Raw genomic sequence first — 17143 nt, 5'->3', positions numbered from 1 at the left:
GTGCGGCGGGAGCGACTAGCCTTGCTTCGGAACCGATATCCGGAGAGAGGCTGATCCAGGCGCATGACGACCTCAGAACTTCCCGCACGTACGTCGCTGACCGCTGATGTCCGTAACGGCATTGATTACAAGGTGGCGGATCTGTCCTTGGCCGAGTTCGGTCGTAAGGAGATCCGGCTGGCCGAGCACGAGATGCCCGGCCTGATGGCCCTGCGTCGCGAGTACGCCGAGGTGGCGCCGCTGAAGGGCGCGCGCATCTCGGGTTCGCTGCACATGACGGTGCAGACCGCGGTGCTGATCGAGACCCTGACCGCCCTCGGTGCCGAGGTGCGCTGGGCCTCCTGCAACATCTTCTCCACCCAGGACCATGCCGCCGCGGCGGTGGTGGTGGGCCCGCACGGCACGGTCGACGAGCCCAAGGGCACCCCGGTCTTCGCCTGGAAGGGCGAGACGCTGGAGGAGTACTGGTGGGCAGCCGAGCAGATGCTCACCTGGCCCGGCGAGCCGGCCAACATGATCCTCGACGACGGCGGCGACGCCACCATGCTGGTGCTGCGTGGCGCGCAGTTCGAGAAGGCGGGCGTGGTGCCGCCGGCCGATGAGGAGCATTCGGCCGAGTACACGGTGTTCTTGAACCTGCTGCGGGAACGGTTCGAGACCGACAAGGGCAAGTGGACCGCCATCGCGGAGAGCGTCAAGGGCGTCACCGAGGAGACCACCACCGGTGTGCTGCGGCTGTACCAGTTCGCGGCCGCGGGTGAGCTGGTGTTCCCGGCGATCAACGTCAACGACTCGGTCACCAAGTCGAAGTTCGACAACAAGTACGGCACCCGTCATTCGCTCATCGACGGCATCAACCGCGGTACCGATGTGCTCATCGGTGGCAAGAAGGTGCTGATCTGTGGTTACGGCGACGTGGGCAAGGGTTGTGCGGAATCGCTTGCCGGACAGGGCGCCCGCGTGCAGGTTACCGAGATCGACCCGATCAACGCGTTGCAGGCGCTGATGGACGGCTACGACGTGGTCACCGTGGAGCAGGCCATCGGCGAGGCCGACATCGTCATCACCTCCACCGGCAACAAGGACATCATCACCCTCGAGCACATGAAGGCGATGAAGGACCAGGCCATCCTCGGCAATATCGGTCACTTCGACAACGAGATCGATATGGCTGCGCTGGAGCGTTCCGGCGCAACGAAATTGAACATCAAGCCGCAGGTCGACCTGTGGACCTTCGGCGATTCCGGCAAGTCGATCATCGTGCTGTCGGAGGGCCGCCTGCTGAACCTGGGCAATGCCACCGGCCACCCGTCGTTCGTGATGTCCAACAGCTTCTCCAACCAGGTGATTGCCCAGATCGAGCTGTGGACCAAGCCCGACGAGTACGACAACGAGGTCTACCGCCTGCCCAAGCACCTCGACGAGAAGGTCGCGCGCATCCACGTCGAGGCCCTCGGTGGCACGCTGACCAAGCTCACCAAGGACCAAGCCGAGTACATCGGTGTGGACGTCGAAGGGCCGTACAAGCCCGACCACTACCGCTACTGATCCGCTGATCGCCCGGTGGCCCGTCGACGCATCCGTCGGCGGGCCACGCGCATTCAGCACACGGTGCCGGCCGGGCACGACCGGTCAACCGTCGAGTTCGCGCCCCGAGTACCCTGCTCGCCATGGGTGCACTGATCGCGGTCGAGGGGCTCGACGGCGCCGGGAAACGGACGCTGATCGATGGCCTGCTCACTGCCCTGCGCGAGCGCGGGCTGCGGGCGGGCACTCTCGCCTTCCCCGCCTACGGCCGCTCGATCCACGCCGACCTCGCGGCCGAGGCGCTGCGCGGAGCGCACGGTGATCTTGCGGCGTCGATCAACGGCATGGCCGTGTTGTTCGCGCTCGATCGCGCCGATGCCGCAGCGGAATTGTCGAATCTGTTGGACAGCAACGACATCGTGGTCCTGGATCGCTATGTCGCTTCCAACGCAGCGTATTCGGCGGCGCGCGCCGAGCAATCGGCCGACGGCGAAATCGTGGACTGGGTGGGCGATTTGGAGTTCGGCCGGCTGAAGCTGCCGGTGCCCGCGCTCACCGTGCTGCTGGACGTGCCCACCGAGGTGGCCGCCGAACGTGCCCGCAGGCGCGGCGAACTCGACTCGGCCCGGGCACTGGACGCCTACGAACGCGACGGCGGGCTCCAGGCGCGCACCGGCGCGGTGTACCGGGAGCTGGCCCAGCGGGACTGGTACGGCCCGTGGTGGACATACCGATCCGATGACGATCGCGCGGCCCTACTCGCCCGTTGTGTGGAAATCCTGGGCGAATAAGGTTGGATATGCGGCGCGCGTGCACCAGTAATGCGCGTGGTGGCCCGATACTGGCGTGGGAGATGACAACATAGAGATATGAAGCCGAAGATTCTGGTCGTCGACGACGATATGGCACTCGCGGAGATGCTCACGATCGTCCTGCGCGGGGAAGGGTTCGACCCGCATGTGGTCGGCGACGGCACGCAGGCGCTGTCGGCGGTCCGGGAAATCCGCCCCGATCTGGTGCTGCTGGACCTGATGCTGCCGGGTATGAACGGCATCGACGTCTGCCGCGTGCTGCGGGCCGATTCGGGGGTCCCGATCGTGATGCTCACCGCCAAGACCGACACGGTCGACGTGGTGCTCGGTCTGGAGTCCGGCGCCGACGATTACATCGTCAAACCCTTCAAACCGAAGGAACTCGTCGCCCGCGTGCGGGCGCGCCTGCGCCGCACCGAGGAGGAGCCCGCCGAGCTGCTCACCATCGCCGACATCGTCATCGACGTGCCGGCGCACAAGGTGAGCCGCGAAGGTCAGCAGATCTCGCTGACCCCGCTCGAGTTCGACCTGCTGGTGGCGCTCGCGCGCAAACCGCGGCAGGTGTTCACCCGTGAGGTCCTGCTCGAGCAGGTCTGGGGCTACCGGCACGCCGCCGATACCCGCCTGGTGAACGTGCACGTCCAGCGCCTGCGCGCCAAGGTCGAGAAGGATCCCGAGAACCCGGAGATCGTGCTGACCGTGCGTGGGGTGGGGTACAAGGCCGGACCGCCGTGATCGGTCGTCGGTCCGGGTCGATGACTCGGAGGCGGCGGCTTGCCTGAGCACGAAGGCGGCCGCCTGGCCTCGCTGCAGCGAGGACTCGCGCCGGTCGGCGCGTGGTTCAAGGGTGTCGGCAGTTCGCTCGGTCACCTGTGGCGGCGTTCGTTGCAGCTGCGCGTCATCGTCTCCACGCTGACGTTGTCGCTGATCGTCATCACGATCCTGGGTGTGGTGCTCACCAGTCAGATCACCGACCGGCTGCTGGACGCCAAGATCAACGCGGCCATCGAGGAGATGGACCGCGCCCGCGCCACGGTGCAGAGCCAGCTACAGGGCGCCCATGATCCGGCGCTGCTGCGTCAGCGTCTGGCCGATGCCCGCACCGCGGTGTCCGATCGCGGTGGGGAGAGCCGGTCCGGGAGCGCGGCGGGCAGCTTCGATTCGGCGCTGAGCATCGTCGGCGGCACGCCGCCGCAGCAGATCACCGCGGGCCCGATCGAGCAGATCCCGGACGAGCTGCGCCGGTTCGTGCAGGGCAACCAGGTCAGCTATCAGTTCGCCACGGTGAACGATCCCGACGGCTACCAGGGCCGGGCGCTGATCATCGGCAGCCCCAGCGCCGACAATCCGACGCTGGAGACCTACCTGATCTTCCCGCTGGCCAACGAGGAACGCTCGCTGGCGCTGATGCGCGGCACCATGATGGTCGGTGGTCTGGTCCTGCTGGTGCTGCTGGCCGCGATCACCGCGCTGGTGACCCGGCAGGTGGTGCTGCCGATCCGGTCGGCGGCGCGCATCGCCAGCCGCTTCGCCGACGGCCGGTTGCGCGAACGCATGCTGGTGCGCGGCGAGGACGATATGGCGCGGCTGGCCGAGGCGTTCAACGAGATGGCCGAGAGCCTGTCGAACCAGATCACCCAGCTCGAGGAGTTCGGCAATCTGCAACGGCGGTTCACCTCCGACGTCAGCCATGAGCTGCGCACCCCGCTCACCACGGTGCGCATGGCCGCCGATCTGATCCACAGCAGCAGCGAAGATCTCGACCCGGCGCTGGCGCGCAGTGCCGAACTGCTGGTCACCGAGCTGGACCGGTTCGAGGGCCTGCTCAACGATCTGCTCGAGATCAGCCGCCACGACGCGGGTGTGGCCGAATTGCAGGTGGAATCGCTGGACGTGCGCATGTGCGTGCGGGCCGCGGTGTCCACGGTGCGGCATCTGGCCAAGGAATCCGGCGTCGAGGTGGTCGTCGACCTGCCCGAGGAGCCGGTGGTCGCCGAGGTCGATCCGCGGCGCGTGGAGCGGGTGCTGCGCAATCTGCTGGCCAATGCCATCGACCACAGCGAGGGCAAGCCGGTGCTGATCCGGATGCGCGGTGACAGCGAGGCCAATGCCGTCGCGGTGGTGGTGCGCGATCAGGGCGTGGGTCTGCGGCCGGGGGAGGAGAAGCTGGTCTTCAGCCGGTTCTGGCGGTCGGATCCGTCGCGGATGCGGCGCTCCGGCGGCACCGGCCTCGGGCTGTCGATCAGCGTCGAGGACGCCAATCTGCACGATGGCAAACTGGAGGCCTGGGGCGAGCTCGGCGTCGGCGCCAGCTTCCGGCTGACGTTGCCGCTGGTGCGTGGCCGCAAGATGGGCAAGAGTCCGCTGCCGTTGGAACCGGGCGTGCGCAAGGTCCGCGGCGGTGCCGAAACCTCGGCCGTGGACGCCGAATCCGCGCAGTCGGCCGGTCCGGCGCTGTCGGAGGCGAGCGGCCCCGGCGCGGCCGAGGCGCAGCCACCGGAGCCGGCTCAGGAGCCCGAAACGGCTGCCGGTCCGGACGGCGACGCGCCGGACCCCGAACCCGGCCCGCCCACCGACGGCACATCGGGCACCGGCTCGTCCACCGACGCCGTGCTCACCGACACCGGAGACAAACAGCCATGACCATGCGGCCCACCGATCCCAGCACCGCGCGGGGCGGGCGATTACTCGCCGCGCTGGCGGCGGCGCTGGCCGGGGTTCTGCTGCTGGGTGGTTGCGCGAGCCTGCCGGAGTCCTCGCAACCGCAGGCGCTGGGCACCATCAACCGGGAACCGACCTCGGCGGGCCCGCCCGCGCCGCTGGAAGGCCGCGACCCCGGCCTGCTGCTGCTGGACTTCCTGCAAGCCAGCGCCGACCCGACCAACCGGCATCTGGCCGCCCGGCAGTACATGAACCCGTCGGCGGCCACCAAATGGAACGACGCCGCCGGCACCACGATCGTCGAGCGGCCCGACACCCTGCTGGAATCGCGCACCGAAACCACCGCGACCTACCGCATCCGCGCCCAGCGCGTGGCCGAGCTCGCCCCCGACGGCGCCTACCGGGCCATCGACGGGCCGCCGCTCGAATACAAGGTCGAGATGAGCAAGGTCGACGGCGAATGGCGCATCGATGAGCTGCCCGACGGCGTCGTCATCGACAAGCCCGCTTTCGCCAAGTTCTACCGCCGCTATGTGCTGTATTTCGTCGACCCGACCGGCAACGCGCTGGTGCCCGACCCGCGCTGGATCGCCTCGCCCAAGGATCAGCTGACCCAGCGGCTGCTCACCCTGCTCGGCGAGGGCCCGCAGCCGGCCATCGCTCCTGTGGTGCTCAACGAGCTCGATGCCCGGAGGGTGACGTTGCGCGGCCCGATCACCAAGGCCAACGGCGATCCCGAGGAGGTCGGCGTCGGCCTCGGCGGGGTGCGCATCGACCTCGCCGGCGCATCGGGCCTGGCGCCACGGGAACGGGAACTGCTGGCCGCCCAGATCGTGCTCACGCTGGCCAAGGCCGATGTGCTCGGCCCGTACCTGCTGCTGGCCGACGGCAAACCGCTCGACGAGCGTTTCGCCGCCAACGGCTGGTCGGTCGCCGACGTGCACCAGTACAGTCCCGAGGCCTTCGCGCAGAACCAGACCGGCTTGCACGCCCTGCGTGACGGCGCCCTGGTCGAGGTGCGTGACAACGGAATCGCCCCGGCACCCGGCTATTTCGGCGCGGTACACAATCTGCAATCGGTCGCGCTCACCCCGGATGGGCAGCTGGTGGCCGCGGTCGCCGACGCGGGCAGGCCCGCACCCGAACCGCCGCGGACGTTGATGATCGGCAGCTACGGCGGCAATCAGTTCCCGGTCGCCGAGGGCACCACCATCAGCCGTCCGTCCTGGACCGTCGACGGCACGGCCGCGTGGGCGGTGATCGACGGCGAGCGGGTGATCCGGGTGGTCAACGACCGCGCCACCGGCAACGTCTCCGTGCAGGACGTCGACATCTCCGCGCTGACCAGCGGCTCCAGCGGTCTTCGGTTGCCGATCACCGAGGTGCGGATCGCGCGAACCGGGGTACGGGCCGCGCTGATCGCCGACGGCAAGGTGTACGTGGCGGTGGTCGAACGGCGCCCGGACGGCAAGTTCGCGCTCACCTCGCCACTGCCCATCGCGGTCGGGCTCAGTACGCCCGCGGTCTCACTGAACTGGCTGACCGCCGACACCATCATCCTGGCCCGCGACGGTGACGTCGACCCGGTCAGCACCGTCTCCATCGACGGCTCCCAGCTGATCTCGCAGACCACCCGCAACCTCACCCCGCCGGTCCGCTCGGTGACCGCCGCCCCCGACCACCAGTACGTCGCCGACTCCCGCGCGGTGCTGGAGTTCACCACCAATCCCGAAGGCGGCGAACAATACTGGCGTGAGGTTCCTGGCCTCGGCGCCAGCGCGGTACCCATCCTGCCGGGCTGACCCGCGCGGTCGTTCGTGTCGGTGGGCCCGGGCACACTCGGGCGATGCGAACCCTGCTGGATCTGGTGTTGCCCCTGGAATGCGCCGGCTGCGCGAGCCCGGGTACCGGCTGGTGTGCGGGGTGCGCCGCGCACTTGAGCGGCCCTCCGCAGCGGATCCGCCCGCGCACCGATCCCGGCGTCCCGTGCTGGGCGCTGAGCCGTTACGCGGGCCCGCCGCGACGCGCGGTGCTGGCCGCCAAGGAGCGGCGCAGGCATGATCTGGCCGAGCCGATCGGCCGGGCGATGGCCGCCGCGCTCGCCCGGCTACGCGGCGAGACCCGGCCACTCGTGTTGATCCCGGCGCCGAGTCGGCGGGTCGCGGCGCGGCGGCGTGGCGGAGATCCGGTGCTGCGGTCGACGTACGTGGCGGCGAGTTGGCTGCGCGGTTGCCAGGTGCTGCCGGTGCTGGCTGTGTGGCGGGGTGTACACGATTCGGTCGGGCTCTCCGCCGGTGAACGCAGACACAATCTGCGGGGCCGTATCATGACCGCTCACATACCGCCGCTGCCGGCAAACGCGCAGGTCGTGCTGGTCGACGATGTGCTGACGACCGGGGCGACCGCCGCCGAGTCGATCCGGGTGCTGACCGGGGCGGGACTGGGAGTCGACGCGGTGGTGGTGACGTGTGCGGCTTGACTTCAGGAAATTTGCGTGAACAGTGGCGGACCAGCGGTTGTCGTACTAGCGTCGCGGTCACACACCCGAACCGGCAGTTTGGAGGTGGGTCTCGGACTAATGGTGCCGAGCGACTGTCATCCGGCAGTTCGACCGGCACGTCTCAATCCCGCCGCACGCCAATCGGGTCGTGCGGCCAGATCCGGGAGGTACGCGTGACGACTTCTTCACGACCTTCAGTGCAAGATGTAGATCCTTCGACGCTGGAAGCTCAGCGGGCCGAGCAACCCGAGGCGGACCGCCCACGAGCCACCCGCGCCGACATCGTGGTGAAGGGCCGCAATGTCGAGGTCCCCGACCATTATCGAATTTATGTGTCGGAGAAGCTATCTCGACTGGAACGCTTCGACCCGTCGATATTCCTGTTCGATGTCGAACTGTTCCACGAGCGCAATCGTCGTCAACGCAAGGCCTGCCAGCGTGTGGAGATCACCGCCCGGGGTAAGGGTCCCGTCGTGCGCGCGGAAGCCTGCGCGGACAGCTTCTACGCCGCCTTCGAATCGGTGACGTCGAAGCTGGAGAGCAGGTTGCGCCGGACCAAGGACCGCCGCCGGGTGCACTACGGCGAGAAGACGCCGGTCTCGGTGGCCCAGGCCACGGCCGATCTGATCGATGAGTCGCTGTTCGAGCCGGGCGGCGGGGCGCATGAGCATCCCGACGAATCCCGTGGCCGCGACAGCGACGAGCACACCGATTACGCGGCCGGCCCCGGCCATATCGTGCGCACCAAGGTGCATCCGGATACCCCGATGACCGTCGACGACGCCCTGTATCAGATGGAGCTCGTCGGGCACGATTTCTTCCTGTTCCACGACAAGGAAACCGACCGGCCCTCGGTGGTCTATCGCCGACATGCCTTCGATTACGGCTTGATCCGACTGGCCTGACGGCCGCGGCCGGCGGCGGGTCGAGCACCGCCGCCACGGCCATCCGATAATTCCCGGCGACCCGGCCGGTGCCCCGCGCACCGGCCGGGTCTCGTCGTTTCCGGCCATTTCCTCGACTCATCAACTTACTTCAGAGTAAGTTGGTGGGACCGAATGGCTGAAAGGAACTCGCGTGGCAACCAGGGCTGCTCGCCGTGCCGTAATCGTCTCCGGCGCACGGACTCCGTTCGTGCGCGCGTTCACCGATTACACCCGGCTGGATTCGATCGACCTCGCCGATATCGCGGTGCGCGGTCTGCTGGAACGCACCGGCCTGGCCGGTGACCAGGTGCAGGCGATCGTCTGGGGCGGGGTGGTGTTGCCCAGCGCTGCGCCGAATATCGCGCGCGAGATCGCCCTGGACCTGAAGCTGGACCCGGGCTGCGAGGGCTACACCGTCACCCGGGCTTGCGCCTCCGGTTTACAGGCGGTGACCTCGGCGGCCGCCGCGATCGAGCGCGGCGAATACGACATCATGATCGCCGGCGGCAGCGATTCCACCAGCGGCGCCGAGGTGAAGTTGCCGCAGAAGATCGTGCACGCGATGGCGCCGCTGGCCCTGGGTAAACCGAAGCCCAAGGACTATCTGTCGGCGATCGCGCAGCTGGCACCGTTCACCGACCTGCTGCCCGCGCGGCCCAAGATCGCCGAACGCACCACCGGCGAGGTGATGGGGGAGTCGGCGGAGAAGATGGCGCGCATCCACGGCATCGGCCGCGCCGCTCAGGACGAGTTCGCCGCCCGCTCACATCACCGGGCCGCCGCCGCGATCGATTCGGGCCGGTTCGATCAGGAAGTACTCGCGGTCGACACCCCCGACGGCGCCCGGATCACCCGCGACGGTCTGGTCCGCGCCGACACCAGCATCGAGAAGCTGGCCAAGCTCGAGCCGGTGTTCGCCGAGGACGGCAGTGTCACCGCGGGCAATGCCAGCCCGCTCACCGACGGCGCGTCCGCGGTGCTGCTGATGAGCGAGGAGACCGCGCTGGCGTTGGGCTACGAGCCGCTGGCGGCATTCCGGTCCTGGAGCTACGTCAGTGTCGACCCGACCGACCAGGTGCTCATCGGCCCGGCCATCTCCATGCCGCGGGCGCTGGACAAGGCCGGCATGTCGCTGGCCGATATCGACCTGGTCGACATCCACGAGGCATTCGCCGCGCAGACGTTGTCGGTGCTGTCGGCGCTGGCCAGCGACGAATGGGCGAAGACCCGGCTGGACCGCGACACCGCGGTGGGCGAGGTCGATATCGACAAGCTCAACGTGCACGGCGGCTCGGTGTCGATCGGCCATCCCTTCGGCGCGACGGGTGCCCGGATGGTGACGACGATGGCCAACGAGCTGGCGCTGTCGGGTAAGCAGACCGCGCTGCTCGGCATCTGCGCGGCCGGCGGGATCGGGGCTTCTGCGGTGCTCGAACGGGTCTGAGAACCGGACGCACCGTTTTGCGGAGGATCGGACCGGGTCCGCGCTGGATCCGGCCGATCACCCGCCGCCTTGCCGCAGGCTCCGCGAACGGGAGGCTCAGCGGCGGCCGCCGAAGGTCTCGTGATGGACTGCCTCGTCCAGCGGCCGGCCCGTGCGCCAGCCGAATCGTTCCAGGTCGGGCACCTGCTGGAATTCACGCACCGGTCCCACGCACAACCAGGCGATCGGGCGAATCCCGTGCGGGACGCCGACGAGACCGGCCAGGAATTCCGGCTCGTAGAACGACACCCAGCCCACGCCGATGCCTTCGGCGGTGGCGGCGAGCCAGAGGTTCTGGATGGCCAGAACCGCTGAGTAGACGCCGGTTTCGGGGATGGTGGCGCGGCCGAGGACCTGTGGGCCGCCGCGCTGGTGATCGTAGGTGACCACGATGCCGGTGCCACTCTCCTCGATGCCTTCGATCTTGATCGGGTCGAAGGTGGCGGCGCGGTCCGGTGGCAGGCTGTCGTGGAATTCGCGGCGCTTGTCGGCGACGTGCTCGGCGAAGCTGCGCAGCCGGCGTCGGTCGCGCACCACGGTGAAATCCCATGGCTGCGAATTGCCGACGCTGGGCGCGCGATGGGCGGCGTCGAGAATGCGCCACAGGGTGTCGTCGTCGACGACCTCGCCGGTGAATTCGGCGCGCACATCGCGTCGCAGCCGGATGGCGTCGTACACGGACATCGGTGGAGCACTCACCCCGAGAGTCAATCACGAGGTCGATGACGCGCTGCCGAACCTCCCGTCGTCAACGCGGGCGCAGGCTAGGCCGCGAAACAGAAGAGCGTCCTCGGCCCGTGCCGAATAGTGGCAGTGGGCCGAGGACGCTCGATAGACCGATGGGGGCGCCGGACCTAGCCGATCGGCAGGGCCTTGCGCACGAAGCGGCGACGGCCCTCCGCCAGCGCCGTCCGCAGTCCGCGGCGGCGGCCGGTGACCGGGTCGAAGCTGGGCGTGGTGTTGCCGTTGAACTTGCGCTCCGAGGCCGTCTCCGGGGCATCGTCGGCGGTGTCGCGCAGGTACTTGTTCGGCAGCGACAGCTTGAGGATGGTGCGCCAGGCCTTGAAGTACTGCACCGGCAGCGAACCGGTGGTGTAGGGCAGGTCGTACTTCTCCGCCAGCGCGCGCACCCGCACCGCGATCTCGGCGTACCGGTTGCTCGGCAGGTCCGGGAAGATGTGGTGCTCGATCTGGTGGCTGAGGTTGCCGGTCATGAAGTGCATGATCGGGCCACCGGAGATGTTGGCGCTGCCCAGCATCTGGCGTAGGTACCACTCGCCCTGGGTCTCGTTGTCGATATCGGCCTTGGTGAACTTCTCCGCGCCGTCGGGGAAGTGGCCGCAGAAGATGACGGCGTTGGTCCACACATTGCGGACCATGTTCGCGGCCAGGTTGGCGGTGAGCGTGCTGAAGAACGCCGGGCCGGTGAGCAGCGGGAAGACCACGTAGTCCTTGAGCGTCTGCTTACCGATCTTGGTGAGCACCTCCGAACGCTTGCGTTCGAACTCGGCCCGCTCGGGGGTGCCGGGCTTGTACTTGCCCGCGGCCAGCTTGCCCAGCTCCAGATGCTGGATGGCGACGCCGTACTCGAAGAACAGCTGCAACACCAGGTTGTAGACCGGGTTGCCGAGGTAGAACGGCTTCCAGCGCTGATCGCGGGTGACGCGCAGCAGGCCGTAGCCGATGTCGTCGTCCATGCCCAGCACATTGGTGTACTTGTGGTGCAGGTAGTTGTGGGTGTGCTTCCAGTGCTTGGCCGGGCCGGTGTTGTCCCATTCCCACGAGCTGGAGTGGATTTCCGGATCGTTCATCCAGTCCCACTGCCCGTGCATGACGTTGTGCCCGATCTCCATGTTCTCGATGATCTTGGCGGTGCCGAGCAGGGCGACGCCGGCCAGCCAGGCCGGCGGTAGGAAGCTGGCGAACAGCACGGTGCGGCCGCTGATCTCGAGCGCACGCTGCAACCTGATGACATTGCGGATGTAGCGTGCGTCCCGTTCACCACGCGAGGATTCGATTTCCCGCCGAATCGCGTCGAACTCCGCGCCGAGTGCTTCCACATCGGCTTCGGTGAGATGCGCGTACTCCTTGACATCCGAGATCGCCATGGCGGTTACAGTACCGTAAGTTACGAGACCGTAGGTTGCCGAGATCTTGCTGAAATTGTGGCAAATACCGCATTGCGATCAGCCGGTCAGAGCTGTTATTTTGCCGCCCGGCGCGCCCGGTACTCGCGCCGCAGCGACTCGCGTTCGGCCTTGGCCTTCTCCTTCAGCGAGCGCTTGGCCTCCCGCAGCACTTCCTTCTCGTGCCGGGCCTTCTCCTTGAGGGCGCGCTTGGCCTCACGCAGCACCTCTTTTTCGTGCCTGGCCTTCTCCTGCAGCACCGTCTTGGCCTCGTGCAGCGCCGAGCGCAGGCCACGACGGCGGCCGGTCGCCGGATCGATGGACCAGTGCAGATGCTCGGTACCGGTCCAGTTGGTGACCGGGGCCGGCAGGGTGATGCCGGCGAACTTGCGTTCCGAGGAGGTCTCCGGCGCATCGTCGGACGTGCGGCGCAGGAACCGGTCCGGCAGCGCGAGCTTGTGGATGGTGCGGAAGGCCAGCAGATACTGCTTGCCCAGCGAGCCGGTGGTGTAGGGCAGGTCGTACTTGTCGCACAGCTCGCGCACCCGCGCGGCGACCTCGGGGTAGCGGTTGCTCGGCAGGTCCGGGAACAGGTGGTGCTCGATCTGGTAGCAGAGGTTGCCGCTCATGAACGCCATTGCGGGCCCGGCCTGGAAATTGGCGCTGCCCAGCATCTGGCGCAGGTACCACTCGCCCTGGGTCTCGTCGTCGAGCTGTTCGATGGTGAACTTCTCGGCGCCGTCGGGGAAGTGGCCGCAGAAGATCACCGCGTAGGCCCACAGGTTGCGGATCAGGTTCGCGGTGGCGTTGGCCTTCAACGTCGAGGTGAAGGCGGGGCCGGTGAGCGCCGGATAGATCACGAAGTCCTTGGCGACCTGCCGGGCGATCTTGCGGCCGAACACGACATTCGGCTGCGAGCGCAGCTGCCAGCGCGGTGCACCCGACAGCTGCTTCTCGATCGACCAGTCGTGCAGCGCGATGCCCCACTCGAAGGTGGCCGCCAGGATCAGATTCGCCACCGGCTGCACCAGGTGCAGCGGCCGCCACGGCTCGTCCCTGGTCATCCGCAGGATGCCGAAACCGAGGTCCTCGTCCTTGCCGAGGACGTTGGTGTAGGTGTGATGGGAGTAGTTGTGCGCGCGCCGCCACTGCTCCGACGGGCCGGTCATATCCCATTCCCAGGAGCTGGAGTGGATCTCCGGATCGTTCATCCAGTCCCACTGCCCGTGGCTGATGTTGTGCCCGAGCTCCATGTTCTCGATGATCTTGGCCACCGATAGTAGCGCCGTGCCGGTGATCCAGGCCCAGCGGTTGCGGCTGCCGAACAGCACCGCCCGGCCCGCGACCTCCAGCGCGCGTTGGGCGGCGATCGTGCGGCGGATGTATTTGGCGTCACGCTCGCCCAGCGACTGCTCCACCGACCGGCGCACGGAATCGAGTTCATGACCGAGGGTCTCGATGTCGGTGGCCGTCAGATGGGCAAAGGCCTTGATGTCGGTGATGGCCACCGGCGTCCCTTCTGTCTTCGATCAGCCCGGCGGGCCGTATCCGATCGGCCGCGAGGGGCCGTAGTCGACTTACCCAGAGGGTACCCGCCGAACACTCGATCCAGTGGCGTCCGCTCGTTCGATCTCGCTCAGATATCGAGCGTGCAATCCCCGGCCGCGGCCGAGACGCAGGTCTGTACCTTCTCGCCTTCGCGTTTCTCGTTACCGTTGCGCAGATCGCGGGCGTGCCCGGAGGCGATGGTGACCACACAGGTCTGGCAGATGCCCATCCGGCAGCCGAACGGCATCTGCACACCGGCCGCCTCGCCGGCCTCGAGCAGGCTGGTGGCGCCGTCGACCTCGGTGGTGCGGCCGCTGCGCCCGAAGGTGACGGTGCCGCCCTCGCCGACCGCGGACCGTTCGATCTCGAACCGTTCGATGTGCAGCCGGTCGCTGATACCCGCCTCGGCCCAATGCTTTTCGATGTCGTCGAGCATCGGCAGCGGACCGCAGGCCCAGGTCTGGCGCTCACGCCAATCGGGGATGCGTTCGTCGAGCGCGGCGACGCTGAACTTGCCCTGCTGGCCGGTGAGCTGGAGCTGGGCGGTGAAGCCGGGATGCTTGGCGTCGAGCTCGCGCAGTTCGTCGCCGAACATGACGTCCTCGGCGGTGCGCGCGGAGTGGATGTGCACCACATCGGTGACGACGTCGCGGCGGTCCATCGCCCGCAGCATCGACATCACCGGCGTGATGCCGCTGCCCGCGGTGAGGAACAACACCTTCGCCGGCGGCGGCGAGGGCAGCACGAACGAACCCTGCGGTGCGGCCAGGCGCACGATGGTGCCCACCGGCACGCCGTTGACGAGGTGGCTGGACAGGAAGCCCTCCGGCATCGCCTTCACGGCGATGGAGATGACCTTCTGCTTACCCTTGCGCCCGCCCGCGTCCGAATCGGTCCAGTCCGGGGGGCAGGTCAGCGAGTAGGAGCGCCAATGCCAGCGCCCGTCGACCAGCAGGCCGATGCCGATGTACTGGCCCGGCTGGTACTGGAAGTCGAAGCCCCAGCCCGGCTTGATCACCAGGGTCGCCGAATCGGCCGTCTCCGAGCGCACGTCGACGATGCGTCCGCGCAGCTCCCGCGCCGACCACAGCGGGTTGGCCAGGTGCAAGTAGTCGTCGGGCAGCAGCGGGGTGGTCACCCGGGCCACCGCGCCGCGCAGCACGTTCAACCGTCCGCCGCGCTCGGCGACGCTCGCGGCCGGTGCCTCGAGCCAATCGCGGACATTCTTGAAAACCATCGCTGCCGTTCGTCTCCCTGATCATCTGGCGGACCGGTCCACCGCCTGCCCGCAAGGTTACGGCATCGTAGGTTAGCCGCTCGGCGCGGCGCTGTCAGGACCGTCGGCAGTTCAGAGTAATTCGAGCAGGAAGGGCAGTTCCTGGGCGGCGTACCAGGCGAGTTGGTGGTCCTCGGCGTCGCCGAGGACGAATTCGGCGTCGGGGTCGCCGAGGTCGGCGGCGTCGATGACGTCGACGGCCTTGGCGACGGCCGGTTCGGCGTCGGCCAGGTCGACGTGCACCGAGGCGATCTGGTTGTAGGTGATCGGGCCGGACAGGCGGACCACGGCGTCGTCGAGGTCGGGGCGCAGCTTGGCGCCGGTGACGTCGGCGGCGATCACCGCCCGGCGGTAGACGGGGGCGTCCGGCAGGGCGGCCGGTGCGGCGTCGGGTTCGTCGCCCGCGTCGAGGGCTTCGGTGACGGCGTCGCGCTCGGCGGCGATCAAGCGCAGCGCGGCACGGGCCGCCTCGCCCATGGCGACCTCGGCCAGCTCCTCGTCGTCGCCGGAGGCGTAGGCCTCGCGCAGCGCCGGGGTCACCGCGAAGGCGGTCGCGCTGACGGCGCGCAGCTCACGCTGTTCGACCAGCTCACGCAGCATCGGCACGGTCGCGGGCACATAGACGCGAAGCTTGCTCTCAGACGCAGGCACCGAGCATCTCCTCCATGGATTCGTGCACCGACGCCGACAGCACCCCGATATCGGCCATCGCGTCGCGGTCGGCATTGAGCCCGTAGAAGACCCGCCCGTCGTAGGACGTGATCCCGATGCTCGTCACCTGATTACGCAGCAGCGGCGACACCGGATACATCTCCAGCATCCGCGCGCCACCGATGTACATCGGCTGCTGCGGACCCGGCGCGTTGGTGATCACCAGATTGAACGTGTGTTCTGCGAAGGTACTCGCCGCGCGCACACTCATCGCGTGCAGGCTCGCCGGCGCGAAACCGGCCAGATGCACCAGGGTGCGCGCCCGCACGCCGCGCCGGTTCTTGGCCGTGGCCTCGGTGGCATGGGAGATGTGCGAGAGCCGGATCACCGGATTGGGTTCCCCGACGGGCAGGTCGATCAGGAACGACGACACCTCACCGGCCGGCTTCAACGTGTCGTCGGCGCCTTCCACATACACCGACATCGGCACCACCGCCCGCAGCACACTCGAATCGACCAGCGCCTCCCCGCGCGAGAGCAGCCAGTTGCGCAGCGCGCCGGTGACGACCGCGAGGATCGTGTCGTTGATCGAGCAGTCGAAGCGCCGCCGGATCTTGCGGTAATCGTCGAGGTCGGTGGCGACGACGTCGAAGCGGCGCTGCCGCGAGGTGCGGGCGTTGAGCGGACTGTCCGGCGCCCCGGTGGTGACCGACCGCACCGCCGACACCACCGAATCGACCGCCCGCCCGGTGGCGCCGAGCAGCCCGAATCCGCTCGAACCGGCATCGCGCAGCACCTCGAGGGCCTCGCTGGGCTGGCCCGCCAGCTGCGTCAGCGCGCCCACCAGCAGTTCGGTATCGCTGGGTTCGCGCGGCGCGCACCAGGCGTCGTCGGCGAAACCGCGCGGCGAGGTGCCCGAATCCAGGATCACGTGCCCGATCTCCAACGCGCTCTCGCCGTCGACCAGGGCCGAATGCGATTTGGTGAACACCGCGCAGCGCCCGCCCGACAGGCCCTCGATCAGATACATCTCCCACAGCGGCCTGCCCTGATCGAGCGGCCGCGAGGACAACCGGGCCACCAGTTCGTGCAGTTGTTCATCGGTGCCGGGAGCGGGTAGGGCGGAGCGGCGGATGTGGTAGTTGATGTCGAAGCGGCTGTCTTCCACCCACACCGGCCGGCCCAGCGACAGCGGGATCTCACGCACCTTCCTGCGGTAGCGCGGCACCAGCGACAGCCGGGATTCGACCAGGTCGACCAGGCGGGCGTAATCGAGACAGGGCCGGCCCTTGCCGTCGCCGGCGGAATCGGTGGTGGTGTTGTGGAGGATCGCGAGAGAGCCGATGTGGATCGGGTTGCTGCTCGACTCGAGTCGATAGAAGGACGCGTCCTGCGGCGTCAGCCTCGTGATCACGCTGCCCGATGCTCCTTCCCGCGCGGCCCCAGCGAGCCACCCGTCCCGACCATTGTGGTCCCGCCACATCGATTCTTGTCCCATTCTGTGGCATCTCCCGCCGATCCGTCGTGCACGGGTACCGTTGAGGTCATCCCAACCGACACCGCGTGTGCGGTGGCTGCCTCGCCGGTGCTCGGCCCGGCCCGGCCGACGGCCGACCACGGCGCCTACCATGGG

14 protein-coding genes are annotated in these 17143 nt (G+C 68.3%); 8 read left to right on the top strand and 6 right to left on the bottom strand.

Going from position 1 to position 17143, the window contains the following annotated elements; genetic code table 11:
* Positions 1-63: 63 nt before the first annotated feature.
* The 8 genes from ahcY to NOCYR_RS21630 all read left to right on the top strand — a co-directional run bounded on the left by ahcY (position 64) and on the right by NOCYR_RS21630 (position 9870).
* A complete protein-coding gene (ahcY, locus tag NOCYR_RS21665; protein WP_048833597.1) occupies positions 64-1548 on the top strand; it encodes an adenosylhomocysteinase in 1485 nt (494 codons plus the stop codon).
* A gap of 122 nt (positions 1549-1670) precedes the next feature.
* On the top strand, positions 1671-2318 hold the full coding sequence (locus tag NOCYR_RS21660) for a dTMP kinase (protein WP_014352545.1): 648 nt from the start codon (positions 1671-1673) through the stop codon (positions 2316-2318).
* A gap of 78 nt (positions 2319-2396) precedes the next feature.
* A complete protein-coding gene (gene mtrA, locus NOCYR_RS21655) occupies positions 2397-3074 on the top strand; it encodes an MtrAB system response regulator MtrA (RefSeq protein ID WP_014352544.1) in 678 nt (225 codons plus the stop codon).
* 72 nt (positions 3075-3146) lie between these two features.
* A complete protein-coding gene (mtrB, locus tag NOCYR_RS21650; RefSeq protein WP_370010625.1) occupies positions 3147-4982 on the top strand; it encodes an MtrAB system histidine kinase MtrB in 1836 nt (611 codons plus the stop codon).
* A complete protein-coding gene (gene lpqB / locus NOCYR_RS21645; RefSeq protein ID WP_014352542.1) occupies positions 4979-6802 on the top strand; it encodes an MtrAB system accessory lipoprotein LpqB in 1824 nt (607 codons plus the stop codon). Before mtrB ends, lpqB begins: the two co-directional genes overlap by 4 nt.
* 44 nt (positions 6803-6846) lie before the next feature.
* Positions 6847-7479, top strand: a complete 633-nt coding sequence (locus NOCYR_RS21640; protein ID WP_014352541.1) for a ComF family protein — start codon at positions 6847-6849, stop codon at positions 7477-7479.
* Between the two features lie 194 nt (positions 7480-7673).
* The gene (gene hpf / locus NOCYR_RS21635) at positions 7674-8405 is read left to right on the top strand and encodes a ribosome hibernation-promoting factor, HPF/YfiA family (protein WP_081505476.1); all 732 of its coding nucleotides are present in this window, start codon (positions 7674-7676) and stop codon (positions 8403-8405) included.
* Between the two features lie 172 nt (positions 8406-8577).
* Positions 8578-9870, top strand: a complete 1293-nt coding sequence (locus tag NOCYR_RS21630) for an acetyl-CoA C-acyltransferase (RefSeq protein ID WP_048833596.1) — start codon at positions 8578-8580, stop codon at positions 9868-9870.
* Between the two features lie 96 nt (positions 9871-9966).
* Here NOCYR_RS21630 and bluB read toward each other — a convergent pair whose 3' ends face one another.
* From bluB to NOCYR_RS21600, 6 genes are all read right to left on the bottom strand, one after another.
* On the bottom strand, positions 9967-10593 hold the full coding sequence (gene bluB, locus NOCYR_RS21625; RefSeq protein ID WP_014352538.1) for a 5,6-dimethylbenzimidazole synthase: 627 nt from the start codon (positions 10591-10593) through the stop codon (positions 9967-9969).
* 170 nt (positions 10594-10763) lie between these two features.
* Positions 10764-12017, bottom strand: coding sequence for a fatty acid desaturase family protein (locus tag NOCYR_RS21620; protein ID WP_014352537.1), 1254 nt, complete (start codon positions 12015-12017; stop codon positions 10764-10766).
* 95 nt (positions 12018-12112) lie between these two features.
* Positions 12113-13543 carry a fatty acid desaturase gene (locus NOCYR_RS21615; RefSeq protein ID WP_014352536.1) on the bottom strand — a complete coding sequence of 477 codons (1431 nt, stop codon included), beginning with the start codon at positions 13541-13543 and terminating at the stop codon, positions 12113-12115.
* Between the two features lie 128 nt (positions 13544-13671).
* A complete protein-coding gene (locus NOCYR_RS21610) occupies positions 13672-14820 on the bottom strand; it encodes a ferredoxin reductase (protein ID WP_014352535.1) in 1149 nt (382 codons plus the stop codon).
* Positions 14821-14931: 111 nt separating this feature from the next.
* Entirely contained in the window at positions 14932-15459 is a 528-nt protein-coding gene (locus tag NOCYR_RS21605; RefSeq protein WP_048834367.1) for a DUF6912 family protein, read from the bottom strand.
* Positions 15460-15496: 37 nt separating this feature from the next.
* Complete coding sequence (locus NOCYR_RS21600; RefSeq protein WP_014352533.1) at positions 15497-16924, bottom strand: WS/DGAT/MGAT family O-acyltransferase; 1428 nt, start codon at positions 16922-16924, stop codon at positions 15497-15499.
* Between the last annotated feature and the right edge of the window lie 219 nt (positions 16925-17143).

This window comes from Nocardia cyriacigeorgica GUH-2 (assembly GCF_000284035.1).
GTDB classification, from domain to species: Bacteria; Actinomycetota; Actinomycetes; order Mycobacteriales; family Mycobacteriaceae; genus Nocardia; species Nocardia cyriacigeorgica_B.
The sequence above is the reverse complement of the archived record's forward strand: the minus strand, read 5'-3'. Positions and strand labels throughout refer to the sequence as shown.

Coding starts and splice junctions, on each gene's coding strand:
- NOCYR_RS21640 (WP_014352541.1), top strand. CDS start 6,847: ATGCGAACCCTGCTGGATCTGGTGTTGCCCCTGGAATGCGCCGGCTGC.
- NOCYR_RS21610 (WP_014352535.1), bottom strand. CDS start 14,820: ATGGTTTTCAAGAATGTCCGCGATTGGCTCGAGGCACCGGCCGCGAGC.
- lpqB (WP_014352542.1), top strand. CDS start 4,979: ATGACCATGCGGCCCACCGATCCCAGCACCGCGCGGGGCGGGCGATTA.
- NOCYR_RS21605 (WP_048834367.1), bottom strand. CDS start 15,459: ATGCTGCGTGAGCTGGTCGAACAGCGTGAGCTGCGCGCCGTCAGCGCG.
- mtrA (WP_014352544.1), top strand. CDS start 2,397: ATGAAGCCGAAGATTCTGGTCGTCGACGACGATATGGCACTCGCGGAG.
- bluB (WP_014352538.1), bottom strand. CDS start 10,593: ATGTCCGTGTACGACGCCATCCGGCTGCGACGCGATGTGCGCGCCGAA.
- ahcY (WP_048833597.1), top strand. CDS start 64: ATGACGACCTCAGAACTTCCCGCACGTACGTCGCTGACCGCTGATGTC.
- NOCYR_RS21620 (WP_014352537.1), bottom strand. CDS start 12,017: ATGGCGATCTCGGATGTCAAGGAGTACGCGCATCTCACCGAAGCCGAT.
- NOCYR_RS21660 (WP_014352545.1), top strand. CDS start 1,671: ATGGGTGCACTGATCGCGGTCGAGGGGCTCGACGGCGCCGGGAAACGG.